Raw genomic sequence first — 18,840 nt, 5'->3', positions numbered from 1 at the left:
AATTGACTGAAGTACTAAGCGGACAAACCCCTGAACTGGTCATTGCCCGCCTCAGGGCGGCTATAGAAAACGGACAGGCGTGGTATCCGGCTATGCTGGAAGCGGCCGCCGCCTGGCCGCTGGAAAGTGAAGAATACGCCGGACGTCACTACCAGTACCTGATTGGCAGTGAAGCACTGGATTTGATACTCCTGTTTGAACGCTTCAGCCGCGAACTGGAAGACCTGATACCTGCCCAGGAAAGGGATAACCTTCTTTTCAGGGGAATTGCCCCCCAGGAACTCACCTCTGACGAACTGCTGGCATTTCTGGGGGAAGTGCGTTACCGCCAGTACCTGAACTATTTTTACGGTATTACGGTAGAAGAAGCATTGCTGGTAGTCACCCAGAGTGAAGTCCGCAAAGAGCACCGTTCTCTGGGGGTACGCAGAGAAGGCACAGTTATAGACGAGGCTTTCGTCCAGCTGTATGAACGCACCCATGACGAAATGCTGGACCAGTTCCGCCGCGAAAAACGTTACTCTAAAACCAGTACTATAAAAATCCATCAGCTGAAAGAATTTACCTACTGGCTTTTTAAATACCGCCTACTCCACAGTGAAAAAGCCAGAGTTGCTTCTGATACCAATAAATCCCTGAACTATCTCAAAAAATATGCCCGGCGGCTTCAGCAAAAATCGGGCTAAGCCGGCCATTTCGGGCATTTAACCAAATGATGTATTGCCATAGTCCCAAAGATATAATACAATCATTTAACAGTACTAATTCCCCGCTCACGGAGGCTTAACATGGCAAAAACCAAAGTCCTGATAGCTGATGATCATGCAGTCCTTAGAGAAGGTATGAGCCGATTGTTAAGCCAGGAAAAAGACATTGAAGTAGTCGGCGAAGCCGGAGACGGGCAGGAAGCCGTTGATATGGTAGGCCAGTTCAAACCGGACGTAGTCCTTATGGACATAGTCATGCCCAGACTAACCGGGGTGGAAGCAACCAAGCTTATCAAAAAAAATAACCCTTCCACCTGTATCCTAATACTTACGGCATATAGCGATATCCGTTATATACTGGGCCTGCTTGAGGCCGGGGCCAGCGGTTACCTGCTGAAAAGCGCCAAAAGCGACGAGATTGTAGGGGCTATCAGAGCTATAAAAGCGGGTGAATCCGTACTGGATTCCATAGCCACCAGGAAACTGCTGGAACGGGTGGTAAACGTAAGCAAGGAAACTGATGAAGATAAAGTCCGCGGTCAGCTCTCCCCCCGGGAGATTGAAATACTCCAGCTGGCATCTAAAGGCCTTAGCAACCGCGAAATAGCCGATAAACTAGAACTGTCCATGCGGACTGTAAAAGCCCACCTTTCAAATATATTTAACAAAATGCGCTGCAGCTGCCGTACCGAAGCTATTGTCAAAGGTTTTCGCGAAGGTTATGTAATGCTGGAAGACGTACCTCAGGGGATAGACGGATATGACCGAAACACGCTTTAAACCACCGGCCCTCTGCCACCGCTGTTTATTTGAAAATGCCTCTGATGCTATCTGGTTTTACGACCGGAACGGGCATATTGTGTACGCCAACCGGGCTTCTGCCGAACTGACCGGCTACACCCGGACTGAACTTAAACAGAAAAACCTGAAAGACCTGCTGACTACCGCCTCCGAATATGACCAGATAATGGACATCAATTCCCGTATAGCCTCCGGTGAAGAGGTAAAGATGCCTTACGAACAAAAAATCCGCCGCCATGACGGTTCGATAGCGGTGCTGCGTATGGCAACCACTCTGGTAAAATCAGCTGACGAGGTACTGGGTTTTCAAAATATAGCCCGGGATATCACCGAAGAAATACGCCGCCAGCAAAACATGAAATCATTCGTGCAGGACGTTATACGGGCACAGGAAGCCGAACGCAAACGTATTTCCCGTGAACTCCATGACGAAGTAGCCCCCCTGCTCTTGCTGCTGATGCAGAAAATAGACAACCTGAGTAAACAGTCTGAACGGGATATTGCAGACTGCAAGCCCCAGCTTGATGCCCTGCGCAGCCAGTCTGAAGAAGCACTGGAAAGCTTACGACGGATAGCCCAAGACCTGCGTCCGCGTATACTGGATGACCTGGGCTTAATACCTGCCCTGGAGTGGCTAACCGAGAAACTGGCACAGGACGGGCAGATACATGCCGAATCAAGTATAAAAGGACGGGAAGTAGAGCTGACGGCTGAAATCCAGCTGCTTGTTTTCCGTATTGCTCAGGAAGCCTTTAACAATATCCGCAAACATTCGCTGGCTACCTGGGTAAGGCTGGAACTGGAGTTCAAACCCAAGACCATTTTACTGACTATCCAGGATAACGGCAAAGGGTTTAACCTTTCGGAACAGACTGACAATCTGGCTCAAAACGGCAAACTAGGACTGGCAGGTATGCACGAACGTGCCCAGCTGATTGGCGGGCATATACATATACTCACCCACCCCGGACAGGGAACTACCGTAATTGCCGAAGTGCCCACCGTCAGTACAGACATAAAGCAGGCCTCCTAGACCGCTTTCAGGCGGCTTACTTTCTCAATATAGCCTTCCAGCTTGGTGCGTTCTTTGTCTACCACCGCCTGGGGTGCTTTGGCAAGGAACTGGGTATCTGACAGCCGGGCAGAAAGCCGCTCTATTTGGGTTTCCAGTTCAGCAATTTCAGCTTCTACCCGCTTGGCCTCTGCCTCAAGGTCTACCATGGTAGACATGGGCACCACCACTTCAATTCCATTAAGCACCAGAACCACCTCAGTGGCAGTAGACGCACCGCTATAGTGGCCGGGCAGGATATTCACCGGGCGGGAGCGGGAAAGGGTTTCTACCGCCCCTAAGTAATTACTGAGAACCTCTGCCATATCTCCGGCATATATGTTGGCCTGTATGTAACGGGAAATCTCCACGTTATGTTCCGCCCGCAGATTACGCAACGAACGGACTACTTCAACCAGACTGCCCATAATACTTTCGGCCTGTTCATCAAAACAGGTCTCGTCAGCCTGAGGGAAAGGGGCAACAATAATATCAGTTTCGCCGAGTGATTTCGGCAGGTACGGTCTCAAATAGCTCCAGAGCTCTTCGGTAATAAAAGGCATGTAGGGGTGAAGCAACCGCAAAATGGTGGAAAGCACCTTAACCAGCACCGGGCGGGGGGATACAGACGCTTCGTCACGCAGCCGCACTTTGGCAAGCTCAATATACCAGTCACAAAATTCACCCCAGACAAAATCCTGTAAAACCCTCTGGGCTTCGCCAAACTGAAACTCCTCCATCAGGCGGATTACATCTGCCGTAACCCTGTTCATACGGCTAAGTATCCAACGGTCTTCAAGGGGCAGTCCGGCCTCCGGCAAAAGTTCCTTTTCTTCACCCAGATTCATGATTACAAAACGGCTGGCATTCCAGAGTTTGTTGACAAAGTTACGGGCGGCCTCAAGCTTGGTCTGCCCCAGTTTGGAGTCATTCCCCGGTGAAGTGCCAAAGGTAACCGCAAACCGCAGGGCATCTGTACCGTACTGGTCAATAACCTTAAGCGGGTCTATTACATTCCCCTTGGTTTTGCTCATTTTTTCGCCCTTATCATCCCGTATCAGGCCATGCAGGTAAACAGTGCGGAAAGGGACTTCTTTCATGTCCTCTATACCCATGACAATCATCCGGGCCACCCAGAAAAAGATAATGTCATAGGCTGTTTCCAGAACCGAACCGGGGTAAAAGCGTTTTAAATCTTCGGTTTGGTCAGGCCAGCCCAAAGTAGAGTGCGGCCACAAACCCGAAGAAAACCAGGTATCCAGCACATCCGGATCCTGCTCCAGCTTGGTGCTGCCGCATTTGGGGCAAGCAGTCGGGTCTTCCTTGGAAACTATCATCTCGCCGCAGGGGCAGTACCAGACAGGTATGCGGTGCCCCCACCAAAGCTGGCGGGAAATGCACCAGTCACGTATATTTTCCATCCAGTTCTGGTAAACTTTGGTAAATCTTTCGGGCAGTATCTGGATACGCCCGCTGTTTACCGCCTCCAGAGCCGGTTTGGCCAAAGGTTCCATCTTAACAAACCACTGCTTGCTGACCATAGGTTCAATAACCGCACTGCAGCGCTGGCAATGCCCCACCGAATGGGTATAATCCTCTATCTTAAGCAGCAAACCCAGTGACTTCAGCTCCGAGACCACGTACTCACGGCAGGCTTTGGCTGTCATGCCGCTGCAGGGGCCGGCATTTTCATTCATGGTAGTATCACGGTTCTGAATGGTAATCATGGGCAGGCTATGGCGAAGCCCCATTTCAAAGTCATTGGGGTCATGGGCAGGCGTAACCTTGACCGCACCCGTACCGAACGCCATATCTACCGCTTCGTCAGCAATAACAGGTATGCGGCGGTTCATAATGGGCAAAAGAACATTCTTACCCACCATGCCTGTATATCTGGCATCGTCAGGGTGAACAGCCACCGCCGTATCCCCCAGCATGGTTTCAGGACGGGTGGTCGCCACGGTGACAAACCCGCTTCCATCTTCCAGAGGGTAACGCAAGTGCCAGATATGCCCGGCTAAATCCTTATGGTCTACCTCAAGGTCTGACACAGCCGTAGCACAGCGGGGACACCAGTTTATTATCCGCTCTCCCCGGTAGATGAGGCCTTTTTGGTAAAGGTTGGTGAATATCTCCCGCACCGCTTTGACAGGGCCGGGGTCCAGAGTAAAGGTCTCCCTGTCCCAGTCACACGAAGCACCCAGCCGCATATGCTGGTGGCGGATTCTTTCCCGGCAGGGATTAACCCACTCCCACATCTTCTCCAGAAAAAGTTCCCGTCCCAGCTCCTGGCGGGTTTTGCCCTGTTTGGCCAGCATCCTTTCCACCACTACCTGAGCGGCAATACCGGCATGGTCAGCACCCGGCAGCCACAAAGCCGGCTCACCCAGCATGCGGTGCCAGCGAATCATAATGTCTTCCAGCGTAGCCGTCAGGGCATGCCCAAGGTGGAGCTCCCCGGTAACATTGGGCGGGGGCATTATTATAACAAACGGTTTCTTGTCTGAATCAGGGTTTGGCTTAAAATAGCCCTTTTCCATCCAGTACTGATACCATTTTTTCTCAACCTCGGCGGCTTCATAAGCCTTGGCCATTTCAGGCAAACCGGAACACTGAGCCATACTAATTAACCTCACAAACTGCGGCCGGGTAAACACCCCGCATCTGACTTGAACAATATAATCTTATTTTGAGCGTATTAAATCAAATTTTAAAGCAAAGCTGAAAGTTCATCAAGAAGTCTCACGGCCGCTTCCTGTTTGGACATAAGCGGCATTTCCTCTATCCGCCCGTTTTTAAAGAAGAGGGTCAGGCGGGTGGTATCTGAACCAAAGGTGCTGTCCGGCTGGCTGATATCGTTAGCCGCAATAATATCCAGATTTTTGTCAGCCATTTTTTTGACGGCATTTATCATAAGGTCACGGCTTTCAGCCGCAAAACCCACCTTTACAAAATCACCCTGCAGCGAGGCCAAAATATCAGGGTTGGCTACCAGGTGCAGGTCAAGCTCCCCGTCCCCTTTTTTAATCTTATCCGCCGCCGGTTTTTCCGGGCGGTAATCTGCCACAGCCGCTGTCATAATGAGGGCATCTGCCCCTTTGACCGCTTCTCTGAGGGAGATAAACATTTCCATAGCGGTTTCTGTATACTTTATGTCAACCCCAAAAGGGGCAGGTTTATCAACAGCCCCTGAAACCAGCCTTACGCTGGCACCCCGTCTGACAGCTTCCTCGGCCAGAGCATAGCCCATTTTGCCAGAACTGCGGTTACCCAGATAACGCACCGGGTCAACCGGCTCACGGGTGCCCCCGGCGCTGATAACCAGTTTTTTCCCGGCCAAAGGTCCGTTTTTACCTAAAACCTGGGTAACCGAACCCAGTATTGTATCTACGGAAGCTAAGCGCCCCTGCCCTGTTTTGCCTGAGGCCAGGCGGCCTGATTCGGGTTCTACAAATACAAAACCCCGTTCCTTCAGCTTTGCAATATTCTGCTGGGTGGCAGGATTGGAATACATATTGTCGTTCATGGCCGGGGCTATTATAACCGGGGCTTTGCTGGCTAAAATAGTTGATGAAATCATATCGCCTGCCAGCCCGCAGGCCAATTCGGCAATTATATTGGCGGTAGCCGGAGCAACCAGAATAACAGCCGCTTCCTCTGCCAGAGAGACATGCTCCACGCTGTATTCGGAATTCATATCCCACATACCGGTCACTACCTGCTGACGGCTAAGCGTCCGGATAGTCAGGGGAGATATAAAACGGCAGGCGTTTTCAGTCATGACCGCTTTAACCGTATACCCTGCGGCAACCAGTTTGGAGGCAATATCTGCCGCTTTATAGGCAGAAATACTGCCGGTTATGCCCAGAACCACTGTCTTTTTCTTATCCATATCCGTCTGCACTCCCCCCGGCAAGTCTTTTCAGCTAGTATCCCTTAAGCAGTAAGGCTCTTACCGCAGCCTACATTCCTGCTTTTAATATACACCGATAACTAAGCCTGATTCATCTGGTAAATAATCCTGAGTCCCTGAAGGGTAAGGTCAGGGCGGACAATATCAAAAATACGGCTGCCTTCGGCTATAAGCGCGGCATAACCGCCGGTAGCCACAACTCTGGTTTTCTGCCCCAATTCAGTTTGAATCCGCCTGACCAGCTCTTCCACCAGCCCGATATAACCGAAGTATATACCTGACTGCATAGCCGACACAGTATTAGAGCCGATAACTTTGGCAGGACGGATTATCTCAATCTTGGGCAGTTTTGAAGTCTTTTCCGCAATAGCCTGGGCTGAGGTGGCAATACCGGGTGCAATCGCCCCGCCTATATATGCCCCACCCTCGGAAAGGGTATCAAAGGTAGTGGCCGTACCCATGTCCACTATTATGCACGCCCCCGGATAAAGCACCCTGGCGGCAGCGGCATTTACTATGCGGTCAGCCCCAACCTCACGGGGGTTATCCATGCGCACCTTAACCCCGCTCTTTATACCTGCACCCACTACCAGAGGAGCAGCCTTGAAATAGCTTTTAAATACCTCTTCAAAAGTAGTGGTCAGGGGCGGCACAACACTGCACATGATTACCCTGTTTAGCTCTTCCGGGTGTATACCGGCGTGCTGCAACAGGCCTAAGAGCAGACTGGCATATTCATCAGCCATACGCTGGGCAACCGAACCCAGATGCCAGTTTGCCAGCAGTTTTTCGCCCTCAAATATACCTATATTTACGCTGGTATTGCCGATATCTACCGCCACCAGTTTTTCAGACATTTGTTTATCCATCTCTCAGCTCTGTTTCAATTCTTTTATAACCGCAGGCAATTTTAACAGCAGATCCGAAGCCAGTACACCGGCATCACCCATTTCACTCCGCAGAGTTGCCCCAGCTAGCGAGTGCAGATAAACGCCTAAACCCGCCGCCTCAAACAGGTTCAAACCCTGCCCCAAAAGACCGCTTATTATTCCGGCCAGTACGTCACCCGTTCCGGCCGAAGCCAGTACCGGGTTAGCCGCCGGGTTGCACAGGGTTTCACCCTCTGGTGATGAAACTATTGTTCCGGCACCTTTAAGAATAATGGTCTTACCCCATTTGCGGGCAGATTCACGGCAAATGCCGAAGCGGTCAGACTGGACAGCCTCAGCTGTGGTTTTGGCTAGGCGGGCCATTTCACCCGGATGCGGAGTGAGTATAGCATCAAAACTATATTCCAGCCACCACCGGGGTATAGCGGCAAGTATATTTAAAGCATCAGCGTCTATTACCACTTTAAGCTCCTCAGGCAGGTTAGACAGCACTTCGGTAACCAGCCTGGCGGCATATGGACTTTGCCCCAGGCCCGGCCCTATCAGAAGCACGTCATATTTGACCAGTTCACTCAGGATAAGGCGTGAAGCAAAGCTATCCGCAGTGCCGCAAGATACTTCGGGCAACGGCAGATAGGTAGCTTCGGGTATTTTGGCGGCTACCGCCCCGGTTAAACTTTGAGGCAGCGCCAGGGTAACCAAGCCCGCACCAATACGCATGGCGGCACTTCCGGCAAGCATGGCCGCCCCGATGTAAGGGTCACTCCCCGCCACAATCATCACCCGGCCGAAACTGCCCTTGTTGGCATGAGGGGAACGGACAGGCAAAACACCCTTTGCCCAGTCTTTTTCAATCAGACGGGTATGGATATCAGCTGTAAGTCCCAGCGGTATGCCGATATCCGCCACCGAAACCGCCCCGCTTAATTCCAGCCCGAGGTGGGTAAAAAGCCCCTGCTTGGCAATACCCAGTGACAGGGTAAAATCAGCTTTCAAACAGGCTTCGTCCGCCTGCCCGGTATCGGCATTCAGGCCGGAGGATAAATCTAAGGCCAGTATTTGCATTTCGGGTCTGGTATTTTTGACATCAGCCGTCATCTGCAGGGCTTGCCTGTACACCCCTTCCAAGGGGCGGTTTACGCCTGTACCCAGCAAAGCATCTATTACCAAATCTGCTTCCCTAAGATGATCCTTAAGTCCGGTTAAATCCGTAAATATGTTTTCAGGGGTTTTTAAACCACCCGAAGCAGTTTTATTTTTTGAAGCACCCGCAAAGGGTTCGAATATGCTCACCTTTTTATCCCAGGCCGCCAGATAACGCCCGGCAACCAGCCCGTCACCCCCGTTATTGCCCGCACCCGCAAGTATCACCACCCGGCAGCCGTTTTGCTTTTCCAGCAGGTGGCGGGCCAATACAGCAACCGCCCTGCCGGCATTGTCCATCAGGGTTTCGGTGGTGATACCCTGTTTCACGCAGGCCTCTTCTATTTGCCGCATCTGGGTAGTTGAGACTATATACATTTATTACCGGCTTTCGCTAAGCTTAAGACGAGTTTATCAGCAAGAGGGGTTATTATCAACACCCGGCCTTTTTCATGCTTCCCTGATAGCCTGCCCGCATTCTGGCCCGCCGGAAAACCCGGCAGCTCAGAGGCAGCCAAAGTACCTTACTCTCCCAGCCGGAGTTTAAGCCCCTCACTGGCCATAAGTATATCGGTATGCAGTCTTTCAGCCACTGCCTGTATCTCGGTTTTGATTTCAGCCTCAAACAAGGGTGTGGTATGCAGGGTGACTATCCTGGGCAGATAGCCTTTTAGCTCCCGAAAGAGCCTAAGCTCTGCCTCCAACAGTTCAGACGAAAGGTGCTTGGAACTTAAAGCCAGCTCAGTAAGCCTGTTCGGCATGGTCAGCTCAATAATCAGCAGCTCCGGATTAATCTGCTGCCAGACATCCCCCAGGCCTGAGCCGGTATCCGAGGTATAAAAAAACGAATGGCCGCCTGCATCTTTTACCAGAAACCCGGTGGTATCTCTGGAATGGGGTACAGACAAAGGCAGTATCTGGTAGTTTTCACAGCTAAATTCCAGACCGGGGGTTATTTCATGAAAGCGCAAGGCCGGGGCAGATGGGGGGCGGGTGAAAAAATCGGGGTAGAAACCGCCGGAAAAAGGCGGCTGGGTAACTACTTCCTGAACTGCTTGGCTTCCGTATATATCCACGCTTTTCAGCCCGTAAGCCAGGTTCATAGCCAGCAGCGGTACGTCTTTTATATGGTCATAATGGGCATGGCTCAGTATAACCGCCCTAAGCTCATAAAGCTCGTCCAGAGTCAGGCTTGAGGTAATAGCCCCGGCATCCAGCACCACCCCGCCGGAGAGCATCAGGCAGCTGGGACGGGTGGTTTTAGTTTCGCAGTTGTGAGCGCCTAAAAATACTATCTCCACCTTTACCCCTTAAACATTATCTAGAGCCGGAAAGGGCTGAAATTGGTAGATGTATCAAAGTAGTCACTTTTTTCAGCTTTTTTCAGATAATTCACCAGCTTGTAAGTAAGAGGTGTAGCCGCTGCTTCAATAATAACCTTTGAACCCCAGTGATAGAGTATCATCATCGGCACAAATGCCGGCGTACCCAGAAAAGCCACCAGAATAAATATGGAAGTATCCAGCCCCTGCCCGGCCAGAGTAGAGCCTATAGTACGCACCCAAAGGTAACGCCCTTGTGTCCGCAGCTTCAGCTTGGCCATTATAAATGAGTTTACAAACTCACCCACCAGATACCCCAGGAAAGATGCCAGCAAAATCCGCGGGGTATAACCCAGTATGGTCTCATAGGCCCCCTGCCCTTCCCAGAAGGGCGCACCCGGCAGTACCTGACCCAAAGCCACAAAGACCACAAAAATAAGGTTGCAGATAAAGCCCAGCCAGATAATCCGCCTTGCCCAGTGGAAACCGTAAACCTCGGTCAGGACATCCCCGAAGATATAGCTGAACGGAAAGACTATAACCGCCGCCGGCAGAAATATATCCCCCAGGGCAATAATTTTCACCGCTATAAGGTTAGCGGTGATAAGGCAGGTAATATACAAACCACTGACAACAAGCAGACGGCTGGAAACATTCATAATAACTTTTCTCCGGCAGAATTAAATAAGGCGTATCCGGCGGAACATATACAGCATAAAACCCACAATAATAGCCGTAATAACCGCCACAAAGTAAATGGCATTTTCCGAATTCTGGAAAGGCAAGGGAATATTCATGCCGAAGATGCTGGCTACCATAGTGAACGGGAGTAAAATGGTAGCCACAATGGTTAAAATCCGCATGGCACGGTTAGTCCGGTGGGAAGACATGGAGTCAAAAGTAGAGCTTAGACCCTCAATAACTTCTTTGGTTTCGTCCAGAGTATCCCATACTTTATCCATATGGTCTGTCATATCTCCGAAATAAACAGACATATCCTGATTGATAAATTTCCTGAGCTTATTCTCCAGACAGCCGATAACTGCCCTCATCGGCCAGATAATCCGGCGGTTGGCAATAATATCCCTGCGCAGCAGGGCAATATCTTTGACAATGTTAAGGTCACTGCCGGAGCCGGTAAAAATGGTATCTTCCACTTCTTCCAGGTTGTCCAGCAGCTTTACGGTAATAGGCAGACAGTAGTCTACCAGCCGGTCTACAATGCGGTACATCAAAAAGCCTGAACCGTGGCTGAAATATTCGGGGCGGGCATCCTCATCCAGCTCCATCTCCCGGTACAGCTTGACCAGCGGTTTCAGGTTACCGGAATGCAGGGTGATAATATAATTCTCCCCGATAAATACCGAAAGCTGAGCCGGCACGGTTGTCCGCAGTTCCTTATTGTAAAAAGGAAAGTGAAGCACAAAGAAAAGGTATTCTTTGTATTCGTCAATCTTGGGCCGCTGACGGCGTGAGAGCACATCATCAAGGTCCAGCGGGTGGAAAGGATAGTTCGCCGCCAGATACTCGGTGTCAGGCTCTTGGGGATTCTCAATATTTATCCAGGTAAGTTTGCCATAGGTAATGGATTCTATATTGGAAGTATTATTTTTAACTTGAGTCAGCGCCATGCTACGCCCCCAAAGTTTATTCGCAACGCTGCTATTTTAGCATAAAACGCTAAAACAACACCAAAATCTAACACTTTTCGGTACATTTTAAAAGCCCTATGCTTTTCCAGCTTACGTATTTGCCAGATTTTGACCGCAAATACCCTTAAACACCTTTGCCCGCTGTTTAGCCCTGCCTTATGCTTTACTTTGGGTTATTTGACAAATACTCCTTGCAGATTTTACAATACCTTTTTAGTGGCAGCGTAGCTCAGTGGCAGAGCAGGGGACTCATAAGCCCTTGGTCGGTAGTTCAAATTCTACCCGCTGCCACCAATTATTTTCCCCCCAGGCTTATTTTCATTCTGCCATTTCATCACTTCATATTTCAGTCATACCCTGTTTACCCGACATCTGGACTGCCCTTTTCATTTTGGCATATCCCTGCCGTCATAATACACAGCCATTTTTTCCGGCAGCATCTTCCAAACTTGTGTGTTTTTTCAAAAACCCGCCTGCAAGGGCCTGATTATGTCTAAATTTGACTTTTTTTATATTTTATAAGAAACTGTAAACATTATAAAATTTACCCCGTTATTACAGCTGCCAGGCAGATACAGTAAGCACCCCAAGGAGGTCAGATGGTCTAAGGCGGGTACACTCCCCGGGGATTTTCCGGAATATACCAGACAGCATCAGGGTAATTATCGGAGGAAGATTTAATATGGCAATCAAGATTGTAACAGACAGCACAGCAGATATACCTCCCCAACTGGCAGAATCTCTGGGAATAACCATAGTCCCCCTGTATGTACGCTTCGGAGAAAAAGCCCTGAAAGACGGGGTGGAAATAACCCAGGACCAGTTTTTTGAAAAACTCCAGACCTCAACAGTTCACCCCAATACTTCACAACCCTCACCCCAGGACTTTATAGATGTATACCAGAAACTGGCACAGGACTGTGATGGAATTGTCTCGGTACATATCTCTTCCAAACTTTCCGGCACATATGACTCCGCTGTCCAGGCCAAAAAACTGCTGGGCAATGATGCCCCACCTATAGAAGTTATAGATTCCCGCTCGGTCTCCATGGGGCTGGGACTGCTGGGTCTGCTGGCAGCAGAAGAAGCTTCTTCCGGCAAAAGCCTGAACGAAGTAGCCGATACCGTACGCAGCGCCGTAGACAAAGTCCAGATGATGGGCTTTTTTGATACTCTCAAATACCTGGCTCTGGGCGGGCGTATAGGCAAATCCAAAGCCCTGCTGGGGGCGCTCCTTTCGGTAAAGCCGGTGCTGGTTGTGGGTGAAGGCGAGCTTTTGCCTGCCGGACAGGTACGCAGCCGGAGTAAAGGTATGGACAAACTGGCTGAATTTACGGCCGGGGTAAAAAATCTGGCCGCCCTGTCAGTGGTTTATACTACTACCCCGGATGAAGCCGTTGCCTTGGCAGACCGTCTGGCAGAGTTTTTCCCGCGTAAACAGATAATAATATCCAGACTGGGAGCGGCCTTAGGTGTACACGCCGGTCCGGGTACCCTCTTTGTGGCTACCCGTTCAAAATAAAGGCCACTAAAATTTAATCACAAATGCCCTCTGCCGGGCGGTTTTCAGATGCAAATAACTCCCGGCCGGGCATTATTTTTTCAAATCAAACTCCAAAAACATGGACACACGGACATAAATATTGTAGACTTTGTTCGCAATCTTTTTAATCTGCGTTAATTGTAAAGCTCTAAATCAGGCTTTAATAAATCTAGGAGGAAAGATGAAGCGCTTAAGTACTATCCTTATGTCCCTTATCCTGTCGGGCGCATTGCTGTTTTCAGGCTGCCAAAGCTCCACTGACGACACCGATGACAATGATGACAGCACTGCCAAAATACAGGTTACGGTAGTAACCGATGCCACCTGGCCGCCTTTTGAGTATGTTAATGAACAAACTCACGCCATAGAAGGTTTTGACATAGACCTGATGAAAGCCATTGCCGAAAAGGGCAACCTGGAAGTTACTTTCCAGAATGTGGCTTGGGATGCTCTGCTGGCAGGTCTGGCTACCGGCCAGTACAAAGTAGCCATTTCTTCAATTACCATAAACGCCGAACGGGCTGAAAAATGGCTCTTTTCAGACCCCTATTTCAACGCCGGCCAGATGGTCTGTGTACAGAAAAACAATACCACTATCCTGAGCCATAACGACCTCACCGGTAAAAAGGTTGCAGCCCAGACCGGAACCACCGGGTTTATAGAAGCCCAGAAAATAGAGGGTGCCACCGTTAAATCGTACGATGAAATCGGCCTGGCTTTCCAGGACCTTATGAACGGCCAGATTGACGCCGTTATCTGTGATACCCCCGTTGCCATAGATTATGTAAATGCCAACCCTGACAAAATCAAAAAAGTGGGCACGGCTTTCACTGACGAATTTTACGGAATCTCGGTAGCCAAAGGCCAAACAGAAATACTGGCCAGAATTAACCAGGGTCTGGCAGCCGTCATAGCTGACGGCACCTTTGACCAACTGGTAGCTAAGTGGAACTTAAATCCCTAAGCAGTAAAGAACACCGAGGGGGGCTTTTCTAAAAGCCCCCCTCTCTTGTATGGAGCAATGGCAGAAGACAAGCTTAAACAATCTGAAAAAATGAATTTGATACCGGGGGCTGAACCGTCCAGCCGGATGGACCCCTGGTGGTGGCTGGTAGCCGGTGTTTTTGTCCTGACCGGCGGCCTTATGCTGTTTCAGCCTGACCCTTTTCTGGATATTTTCAAATACGTATGGGTAGGTATCGGCATAACGGTCCTGGTGGCTGTTGTATCTTATTTCCTGATGCTTATCCTGGGCATGTTCGGCGCTTTAGGGCGTTTATCCAAAAACACCATTTTGCGCGGACTGGCTACATTTTATGTTGAAATAGTACGCGGCATTCCTTTGCTGGTGCAGCTAATCTGGTGGTATTTCGCCTTCCCGGTCATAATTCAAAGCATAGGGCAAGGCCTGAATTTCGGGCCGATGATGAATTATCAGGCAAACCCCATTGTGATGGCTATCTGGGGTATGACCTTCTGCTACGGGGCATACATGAGCGAAATTTACCGGGCGGGTATCCAGAGCATACCCAAAGGGCAAATGGAAGCGGCCCGCAGCCTTGGTATGAGCCATACCCAGGCCATGAGGTATGTGATACTGCCGCAGGCACTCAGGGTGGTTCTGCCCCCTATGGGCAATGAATTTATCGCCCTGCTCAAGGATACTTCTTTGGTATCCACTGTAGCCGTAGCTGACATGGTAAGGCTGGGGCGTGAATTTACCGCAACCAATTTCAATCCTATTGAAGTCTGGACTATGATTGGCCTGCTCTACCTGATACTGACACTCCTGTCCAGCCGTCTGATAAACTACATAGAAAAGAAAACTGCGTTTTCAAGATAATGAATAAAAAACAGACCGCAGCCGAACAACCTATTATCAAGATTGAAAACGTCCAGAAGCATTTTGGACGGGTAAAGGCCCTGCGCGGGGTCAGCCTTGATATCAAACGGGGCGAAGTAGTGGTGATTATCGGCCCTTCGGGTTCGGGTAAATCTACCCTGCTCAGATGCATAAACCGGCTGGAAGAATATGACTCCGGCAAAATAACCGTAGACGGCATCCCCCTGGACAGCACCGAAAATATCAATCATGTCCGCCGTGAGGTAGGCATGGTTTTCCAGTCATTCAACCTCTTTTCCCACCTGAAGGTCATTGATAATATCACCCTTGCCCAGTGCCAGGTGCGCAAACGCACTAAAGAGGAAGCGGCCGAGATTGCGGCAGATTTGCTTAAAAAAGTGGGCATACCGGACAAGGCCCATGCCTTCCCCGTTCAGCTTTCAGGCGGCCAGCAGCAGCGGGTCGCCATAGCCAGAGCCTTAGCCATGAACCCCCAGATAATGCTCTTTGACGAGCCTACTTCCGCCCTTGACCCGGAGATGATAAAAGAAGTCCTGGACGTGATGACCACTCTGGCCAAAGAGGGTATGACTATGGTGGTGGTATCTCACGAAATGGGCTTTGCCAGAGCGGCGGCTGACAGGGTGATTTTTATGGACGAAGGCCTGATAGTGGAGAGTGCCGCACCGGACGAATTTTTCACCAACCCCAAGCACGAAAGAACCAAGCTCTTCCTGTCTAAAATCCTGCACAACTCCTAGATATAAAAAAACACAGACTCACACTTGTAAGAAACCCTTGCAAGCATGAGTCTGATTTAATTTTACCGGGATAAAAGGGAGACTATTCGCTTTCTTTTGTTTTAGCGTAACAGTCTTTGCAATAAACCGGGCGGCCCTCAGTAGGCTCAAAAGGAACGGTTGTCTGAACGCCACACGCGGCACACACTACTTCATATGTCCTTCTTTCACCACCTTCACCCCTGTTTTCAGAGCGGCGGGCGGAACGACATGCGGGACAGCGTTTGGGTTCATTTTTCAGGCCGCGGGAAGCATAAAACTCCTGCTCACCGGCGGTAAAAATGAACTCATTGCCGCAATCACGACAGACCAAAGTTTTGTCCTGTGCCATGACTGCACCTCCTTGATATAAATTGCTTTGTTTCCAGCGCAGTCTATGGACACAGACTCCCAATTAACCGCCTCGGAACCAAGCTAGCTTTAATACGTATACAATAAATAGTAGCGCAGTGTCAAGTGCTTTTTTATGTTAACGCCAAAATAAATTTGCCGAAGTGCCTGTATTGTGTTAAATTCACTTAAAAAAATATACGGGAGAAACGCCAATGACGGCCTTAGCCAGAGAAGAAATACTCCGTCTTATAAAGTCAGCCAAACCCCTGCTGGAAAATTACCCTGATTTGGAAAACCAGCTGCAGCCGAACGGATTTGACCTGAGCCTGAAACAGGTACGCACTCTGGAAGGCGAAGGCGTTTTGCCCACAGACAATGCCCGCCGTAAACTGCCCTCAAATAATCCCCTTGAATTTGACTGCAATAACCAGATAAAGCTGATGCCCGGCATCTACTCTGTGGTATACAACGAAGTAGTAAACATTCCCAAAGACGTGATGGCCCTGGCTACTCCCCGCTCATCACTTTTGCGCAGCGGCTGCACCGTCAATACAGCGGTATGGGATGCCGGTTATTCCGGCCGGAGTGAGTCTTTGCTGGTGGTCTATAATCCAGCCGGGCTGATACTGGAACGGAATACCCGCCTGATTCAGCTGGTATTTTTCAAGCTGAATGCCGAAACCGGCGGCTACTGCGGCATTTATCAGAACGAAAATAAAAGCTAGCATAAACAGAGAACAAGACAGATAGTCCCGGTTTTTAGTGAAAGAGAAAAACAGCAGGGGCGAATCTAGAAAACCATGGTAAGTGCCTGAGGCAAGACCTCAAAGGTTGCCGGGGTTTTACCTAAAAGCTCCCCATCTGCCTGAAGATACAGCCCCTCTTCAGAACTAATACTCACAAAACGGGCGTGTTCGGTTTTTACCTTGGGATGGGTAATATGAGTACCCTTGTAGATTTTGGGGAAGGTTTGCAGGATTTCCAGCTTGTTTACGTCACCCAGAGTGATAACATCAAACCGGCTGTCAGTAATAAGGGCGGACGGGGCTACCTTCATGCCGCCGCCGAAATAACTGCCGTTGGCTACAATCACGCTTAAAACACGCCGGGTATAGTTATCTTCATCCAGCCCTATATCTACAGTTTTATTACGGTATCCAAGCAGGGTTTTTGCCAGAGCCATGACAAAGGGGATAGTGCCGCCCAGAGCTTTAGGCATATGTTCGGTCGTAGCTGCCACCTCGGCATCAAAGCCCACCCCTGCTCCGTTTACAAAGAAGCGGCTGACCTGACGGCCGTCTTTTTGAAACGTTACCAGACCGGCATCCACCAAAGTGTGCTTGGGGCTGAGCAAATGCTGGCAGGAATGGAGATAATTACCGTCAAGGCCCAGCGAACGCACAAAATCATTGCCGGTGCCGGTATCCACCACCCCCATCAGGGTTTTTTGGTCATGGCTGGCGGTCAGAATACCGTTAACTACTTCGTTAATAGTGCCGTCACCGCCCACCGCTACCAGATAAGGATAACCGTTTAAGGCGGCATCACGGGCAATCTCAATAGCGTGCCCCTGGCTTTCGGTGTACTGAAAATCATAAGAAAAGCCCATATCACACATAAGCCTGCTGATATGCGGCCATTTTTGTTCAGTGGACTTTGCCCCCGCCACCGGGTTAACTATTACTTTTGCTACCAAATACTTTAACTCACATTGATATGCACTAATTATAACACTGCAATACCGTTTTGGCTATTCCGAATTTTTGACCATTTTTGATACTTCTTAGTCCAGATATTCTACTATGCCGGGGGGGCGGTCTTTTATAACTACCTCTATCCCCGCCTGTTTGAACATATCTATAAATGAATCATCTGCGTATTTGCCGTAGCTGACGTAGCGTTTGATACGGGCATTGGTCAGCATTTTGGCACACAGCACACAGGGGGTATGGGTGGCATATACTGTTGCCCCTTCCAGACTGGTGCCATGCAAAGCCGCCTGGATAATAACATTTTGTTCGGCATGGACTGCCCGGCAAATCTCATGGCGGGTACCCGATGGTATGCCGTTCTGATTACGCAGGCAGCCCAGTTCCAGACAGTCTGTCAGACCGGCCGGTGCCCCGTTGTAACCGGTGGAGAGAATATGTTTATCCTTTACGGCTACCGCCCCGACATGATGGCGGACACAGGTAGAACGTTCGGCAACCACCGCCGCTATCTTAAGGAAATATTCGTCTGCATTCGGGCGGCTCATACGTCTGCCCGCAGTTCCAAGCTAAGCTTCTTTACCTGTTTTTCCATATCTTTTAAATCCAGTTCGTTAAGAAGGGTAATATCCGCCATGACAATCGGCCCGGCCTTGTTTATATTTTCTATTTCAGAGTAATCACGGGAAACGGCATTTTCATAATTCAAAGGGCGGTCTGCCCTTTCGCACAAACGGGAATACCGGGTGGCGGGTGAAGAAGAAATGGCAAGGACTATCAGCTTGTCTTTATAGTAGCTCTTTAAAAACTTGTACTCTTCCCACGAATACAGCCCGTCTACCACCACGTTGTCTTTCTTCAGGTTTTCATCAATACGGCTAAGGTTCAGCACCGCATAAGCCTCCATGCCGTACTGCTTACGGAGCGATTCCCGCACCTTGCGTTCATTTTCCTCGTTCAGGGGCAGCCCAAGCTCCCGAAGTTTCTCATCAGTAATGTCTCCGAAACGTATCCGTATAAAACCGTTTTTACTGAACATACGCGAGGCCTCGGTCTTACCCGCCCCCGGCATGCCCACCAGGGCAATTACCTTCATCTACCGCTCCTTTGTATATTATCCAAAAACTCCAGAC

General features: G+C 49.8%; 19 protein-coding genes and 1 tRNA gene. 9 read left to right on the top strand and 11 right to left on the bottom strand.

The window, feature by feature from the left end:
• Positions 1–2: 2 nt before the first annotated feature.
• The 3 genes from DET_RS02365 (at position 3) to DET_RS02355 (ending at position 2,541) form a co-directional block, all read left to right on the top strand.
• Positions 3–686 carry a hypothetical protein gene (locus DET_RS02365; RefSeq protein WP_010936210.1) on the top strand — a complete coding sequence of 228 codons (684 nt, stop codon included), beginning with the start codon at positions 3–5 and terminating at the stop codon, positions 684–686.
• A 102-nt stretch (positions 687–788) separates the two neighbouring features.
• Positions 789–1,487, top strand: coding sequence for a response regulator transcription factor (locus DET_RS02360; RefSeq protein ID WP_010936209.1), 699 nt, complete (start codon positions 789–791; stop codon positions 1,485–1,487).
• Entirely contained in the window at positions 1,468–2,541 is a 1,074-nt protein-coding gene (locus tag DET_RS02355; protein WP_010936208.1) for a PAS domain S-box protein, read from the top strand. The genes DET_RS02360 and DET_RS02355 overlap by 20 nt, the downstream gene beginning before the upstream one ends.
• Here DET_RS02355 and DET_RS02350 read toward each other — a convergent pair.
• The 7 genes from DET_RS02350 to DET_RS02320 form a co-directional block, all read right to left on the bottom strand.
• A complete protein-coding gene (locus DET_RS02350) occupies positions 2,538–5,180 on the bottom strand; it encodes a valine--tRNA ligase (RefSeq protein WP_010936207.1) in 2,643 nt (880 codons plus the stop codon). The genes DET_RS02355 and DET_RS02350 overlap by 4 nt on opposite strands.
• An 89-nt stretch (positions 5,181–5,269) precedes the next feature.
• Complete coding sequence (gene coaBC / locus DET_RS02345; RefSeq protein WP_010936206.1) at positions 5,270–6,451, bottom strand: bifunctional phosphopantothenoylcysteine decarboxylase/phosphopantothenate--cysteine ligase CoaBC; 1,182 nt, start codon at positions 6,449–6,451, stop codon at positions 5,270–5,272.
• A gap of 101 nt (positions 6,452–6,552) precedes the next feature.
• Positions 6,553–7,341, bottom strand: a complete 789-nt coding sequence (locus DET_RS02340; protein WP_041223334.1) for a type III pantothenate kinase — start codon at positions 7,339–7,341, stop codon at positions 6,553–6,555.
• Between the two features lie 3 nt (positions 7,342–7,344).
• Positions 7,345–8,883, bottom strand: a complete 1,539-nt coding sequence (locus DET_RS02335; RefSeq protein WP_010936204.1) for a bifunctional ADP-dependent NAD(P)H-hydrate dehydratase/NAD(P)H-hydrate epimerase — start codon at positions 8,881–8,883, stop codon at positions 7,345–7,347.
• 146 nt (positions 8,884–9,029) lie between these two features.
• The gene (locus DET_RS02330; protein WP_010936203.1) at positions 9,030–9,806 is read right to left on the bottom strand and encodes an MBL fold metallo-hydrolase; all 777 of its coding nucleotides are present in this window, start codon (positions 9,804–9,806) and stop codon (positions 9,030–9,032) included.
• 20 nt (positions 9,807–9,826) lie between these two features.
• Entirely contained in the window at positions 9,827–10,486 is a 660-nt protein-coding gene (locus DET_RS02325; protein WP_010936202.1) for a queuosine precursor transporter, read from the bottom strand.
• Between the two features lie 21 nt (positions 10,487–10,507).
• The gene (locus DET_RS02320; protein ID WP_010936201.1) at positions 10,508–11,458 is read right to left on the bottom strand and encodes a magnesium transporter CorA family protein; all 951 of its coding nucleotides are present in this window, start codon (positions 11,456–11,458) and stop codon (positions 10,508–10,510) included.
• 239 nt (positions 11,459–11,697) lie between these two features.
• On the opposite strand from DET_RS02320, the gene DET_RS02315 reads away from it, so the two are divergent.
• The 5 genes from DET_RS02315 to DET_RS02290 all read left to right on the top strand — a co-directional run bounded on the left by DET_RS02315 (position 11,698) and on the right by DET_RS02290 (position 15,626).
• Positions 11,698–11,773 (top strand) — tRNA-Met (locus DET_RS02315).
• Between the two features lie 388 nt (positions 11,774–12,161).
• Positions 12,162–13,001 carry a DegV family protein gene (locus DET_RS02305; protein ID WP_010936199.1) on the top strand — a complete coding sequence of 280 codons (840 nt, stop codon included), beginning with the start codon at positions 12,162–12,164 and terminating at the stop codon, positions 12,999–13,001.
• Positions 13,002–13,203: 202 nt separating this feature from the next.
• Entirely contained in the window at positions 13,204–13,986 is a 783-nt protein-coding gene (locus DET_RS02300) for a basic amino acid ABC transporter substrate-binding protein (RefSeq protein WP_010936197.1), read from the top strand.
• 57 nt (positions 13,987–14,043) lie between these two features.
• Positions 14,044–14,865, top strand: coding sequence for an amino acid ABC transporter permease (locus DET_RS02295; protein WP_010936196.1), 822 nt, complete (start codon positions 14,044–14,046; stop codon positions 14,863–14,865).
• Positions 14,865–15,626 (top strand): amino acid ABC transporter ATP-binding protein, encoded by a 762-nt coding sequence (locus tag DET_RS02290; RefSeq protein ID WP_010936195.1) that lies wholly within the window; start codon positions 14,865–14,867, stop codon positions 15,624–15,626. The genes DET_RS02295 and DET_RS02290 overlap by 1 nt, the downstream gene beginning before the upstream one ends.
• Positions 15,627–15,708: 82 nt before the next feature.
• Here DET_RS02290 and DET_RS02285 read toward each other — a convergent pair whose 3' ends face one another.
• Complete coding sequence (locus DET_RS02285) at positions 15,709–15,996, bottom strand: zinc-ribbon domain containing protein (RefSeq protein ID WP_010936194.1); 288 nt, start codon at positions 15,994–15,996, stop codon at positions 15,709–15,711.
• Between the two features lie 214 nt (positions 15,997–16,210).
• Here DET_RS02285 and DET_RS02280 point away from each other — a divergent pair, with 214 nt between their 5' ends.
• The gene (locus DET_RS02280; protein WP_010936193.1) at positions 16,211–16,723 is read left to right on the top strand and encodes a deoxyuridine 5'-triphosphate nucleotidohydrolase; all 513 of its coding nucleotides are present in this window, start codon (positions 16,211–16,213) and stop codon (positions 16,721–16,723) included.
• Positions 16,724–16,788: 65 nt separating this feature from the next.
• On the opposite strand, the gene DET_RS02275 is transcribed toward DET_RS02280, so the two are convergent.
• From DET_RS02275 to DET_RS02265, 3 genes are all read right to left on the bottom strand, one after another.
• The gene (locus DET_RS02275) at positions 16,789–17,694 is read right to left on the bottom strand and encodes a diacylglycerol/lipid kinase family protein (RefSeq protein WP_010936192.1); all 906 of its coding nucleotides are present in this window, start codon (positions 17,692–17,694) and stop codon (positions 16,789–16,791) included.
• A gap of 87 nt (positions 17,695–17,781) precedes the next feature.
• Entirely contained in the window at positions 17,782–18,255 is a 474-nt protein-coding gene (locus tag DET_RS02270) for a deoxycytidylate deaminase (protein ID WP_010936191.1), read from the bottom strand.
• Positions 18,252–18,803 (bottom strand): AAA family ATPase, encoded by a 552-nt coding sequence (locus DET_RS02265; protein ID WP_010936190.1) that lies wholly within the window; start codon positions 18,801–18,803, stop codon positions 18,252–18,254. Before DET_RS02265 ends, DET_RS02270 begins: the two co-directional genes overlap by 4 nt.
• Positions 18,804–18,840: the final 37 nt, after the last annotated feature.

Source organism: Dehalococcoides mccartyi 195, from assembly GCF_000011905.1.
GTDB lineage: Bacteria > Chloroflexota > Dehalococcoidia > Dehalococcoidales > Dehalococcoidaceae > Dehalococcoides > Dehalococcoides mccartyi.
Note: the sequence above shows the minus strand (reverse complement) of the source record. Positions and strands in the feature narration are given on the sequence as shown.